Source organism: Longimicrobium sp., assembly GCF_036280135.1.
In the GTDB taxonomy this organism is placed as follows: Bacteria; Gemmatimonadota; Gemmatimonadetes; order Longimicrobiales; family Longimicrobiaceae; genus Longimicrobium.
Genome location: NZ_DASURI010000667.1, coordinates 1 through 3,222, shown reverse-complemented (window position 1 = coordinate 3,222; position 3,222 = coordinate 1). Strand labels below are relative to the sequence as shown.

At 70.9% G+C, this 3,222-nt stretch carries 1 protein-coding gene; it reads right to left on the bottom strand.

Annotation, left to right across the window (positions count from 1 at the left end):
* Window positions 1-2,578 (bottom strand): DUF5916 domain-containing protein (locus VFZ20_RS21655; RefSeq protein WP_329686033.1); only part of this gene is annotated, 2,578 nt, incomplete at its 3' end.
* Window positions 2,579-3,222 lie beyond the last annotated feature (644 nt).

Sequence of the window (3,222 nt, the reverse complement as noted above, 5' to 3'; positions counted from 1 at the left end):
CCCACCGCAGCACGGCGTTGCCCCGCAGCGAGCGGACGTTGAAGTCCGGATCGCCCACCACCAGCATCCCCTCCGCCGACTGCGCGTTGGCCGGGCAGGCGACGGACTGCGTGGGGTGGATGGCAAAGCCCCCGTCCAGCGCGCAGACGGTGCCGCGGTCCTGGCCGTAGACGGCGTACTCCGCCTGCCCCGGCGTGGTGAACTCGCGGAAGTCGCGGTAGTCGCCGGCCGCCACGAACGGCTGCGCGAACAGCTGCAGCGACAGCGTGGGCGCGAACGTCCAGTCCACCCGTGTGTCCAGCGAGAACACCGTCTGCCGCAGCTGGCCAAAGACGTAGCGCGCGCCGTAGGTGTCCGTGGCCGACGCGTCCTCGGCCGCGAAGAGGAACTGGTCGGGGTTGCGCTCCGTGCTCAGCGTGGGCCCCACGTTCACCCGCAGCGACGGGCGGGGGCGGTAGTTGACGCTGAAGCCCGCGTTGCGCTGCCATCCGCCCGCCGCGTCGCCGCTCACAAAGGCGTTCACGCCCAGGGTGAGCCGCTTGCGGGCGTCCGTGTCCAGGAACCCGCTCACGGCGTACGAGGCCGGCGACGCCGCCAGCGGTCCACCCCAGGTGAGCCGGTCGTCCTTGGCGGCGGGCGACGCGTTGAAGCTCAGCCCCCCGGACCACAGGTTGTGGAACTGGCCCCACAGGCTGCCGCCCAGGTCCACGAACGTGTTGTCTCCGCCCAGGTTCCACGCCTGCGTGGTGTACACGGCCTGGCTGAACTGGCGGAACGTGCGTCCCGGCTTCGTCACGCGGCGCCCCAGGAACGTCGCCAGGCTGCGCAGGTCCGACCGCGGCGCGAAGCCCACGTCGTTCATCTCGAAGCCGGGCGTCACTTGGCGCAGCTGCACGCTCATGTCCCAGTTGCCGCTGCGCTGCAGGGCCACCGCCGCCGCCGTGCCCGACAGGCTCGTGCGGTCCTCGTCCAGCGACAGGTAGTCCGCGTCCGGGCGCTGGTAGTAGCGCGCGCTGCTGGTCTGCGTGCGGGTGATGGACTCCGCGCTGCCGCTCACCCGGCTGGCGGCCACGTAGCCGCTCACGGTCCACAGCCGGCGGGCCCACGAGTGCTCGAAGTCCATGCCGCCCACGTACGCGTCGCCGCGCAGCAGCGGGCTGAGCTCGTCGTCGCCCAGCTGACGGTGCACGCCCGTGAGCATCCCGCCGACGACGGTGGCGCCGCCGTTCATGTCGCGGCGCAGGCGGCCCGTGAAGTAGTTGGTCAGCGGCTCCACGGGCGTGTCGTGCGTGGTGCCCTGCCCATCCACGAAGCGCGCCTGCTCGCGCTGCGTCACGGCATCCATCACTCCCACCGTCCACCCGCCGGGGATGCGCCCCGTGACCTTGGCGGCCGCCAGGATGGTGCTGTTCTCCGGCTCGTCCACGTACGGCCCCTGGCCCGCGGCGCTGCGCTGCGGCGCCCGGCCGATTCGGCGCGTGTAGAAGAAGTCCGGGCTGCCGTAGCCGTTGAAGTTCTGCAGCTGGCCAAAGCGGAACACGTCGCCGCCTTCCACGAAGAACGGCCGCCGCTCCGGGAAGAACGTCTCGAAGGCGCTCAGGTTGACGACGGCGGGGTCCACCTCCACCTGGCCAAAGTCCGGGTTGACCGTCCCCGTGAGCGTAAGTCCCGACGTGACACCCATCTTTACGTCCACGCCCACGGACGCGGCCGCCTCGTTGGCGCTGTAGAACGGATCGCCGGGGCGGGCCGGCTGGCGGTCCAGGCGGGCGCTGGTGTACGGCATGAGCTCCAGCCGGCGTGGCGCGTCCAGCCCGTTCAGCCCCCGCAGCTCGCCGAAGCGCGACACCACGCCGGCGTACGTGGGCAGCCACGGCGCCCAGTGCGACCACTCGTCGCGGCGGCTGATGTAGCGAAAGAACTGCACGCCCCACGTCTGCTCACCGCCGTCCGCCGGCGGGTTGAAGCGCAGCTGCGACAGGGGGATGCGGAACTCCGCGCTCCACCCGGCGCTGTCCACCGACGTCGCCACCTCCCACACGGCGTCCCAGCTGGCGTCCTCGCCGTCGTCGTTGAAGTGGTAGACGTCGCGCCGCAGCCCCGCCGGGTTCACCCCGAAGCGGAATCCCGAGCGGCGGTCGTGGTAGCTGTCGAAGACCACGTTGAACCACTCCGAGTTCTGCACGCCCTCGTCGCGGCGGGCCAGCGGGGCCTGGATGCGCCCCGGCTGCGAGTCGAACATCCGCGCCGCCACGTACACGGCGCCGTCGTCGTACAGCACGCGCACCTCCGTGCGCTCCGAGCTCACCTGCCCCACGTCGGGCCCGCGCTGCACGAAGTCGGTGGCCACCTGCGCCGCGGCCCACGCCGCCTCGTCAAAGCGGCCGTCCAGGCGAATGGCGTCGCGGGTGCGCGCCGCGCTCACCACGCGCGGCGACTCCAGCGAGACGGATGCGGATGCGGACCCGCCGCCCGCGGACTGGGCGGCGGTAAGGGACTGCGCATGGGCGGACGGCACGGCGGTGGCCGCCAGGGCCAGCGCGCCGAGTGTGGTCCGCGAAAGATGCCGAAGCGGCATGAGGGTGCTCATCGGGATGAGACGCTGCGAGGTTGGTCGGTGGTCCGGCCGCCCGGCCGGCTTTCGGGGGGATTCAAAGGCGTTCGCGCCGATGCAGCTGCTAATTCCCTAGCATCGAAACGCCCGCCCCGTTGCCGTTCTGACGTGGGCCTTGCCCGTCGGCGTCATTGTCGACAATCATAAGATACGCGTCGGACACGTCGTCGTCCAGCCATTCGTGACGACTCGTCCCCCTGTTGGGGTGAGACGCACATCGGTGAGATGAAGTTTCAGGCGAAAAGGTTTGATCGGCCCCTTCGATTGATGAAAGCCGTCTCCCCGAGTGTCTTCCTGAGGAGCCCTTTGCCCGCCTTCCCTCGGCGCCTGCGTCACGGATGAAGCCAGCCTCCCGCGATTGTCTTCCTGAGGGGCCCTCACGGACCCTGACGGTGCACGATGCCCGCGGCCCCGAAGGATCTTGCGCGCCCTCGCTCGGCGCCCGCATCGCGGATGGAAGACGGCGGGCCGGGGATCACGCCCGCGGGAGAGCCCCTCGGACGGGATGGAAGATCCTTCGGTCGGCGCCATGTCCCGTGCGGAGGGCCAGACCAAGCGGCGCCTCCCTCAGGAAATCAAGTCGGGGCGCAGAGCCCCAGCAGTTCTCC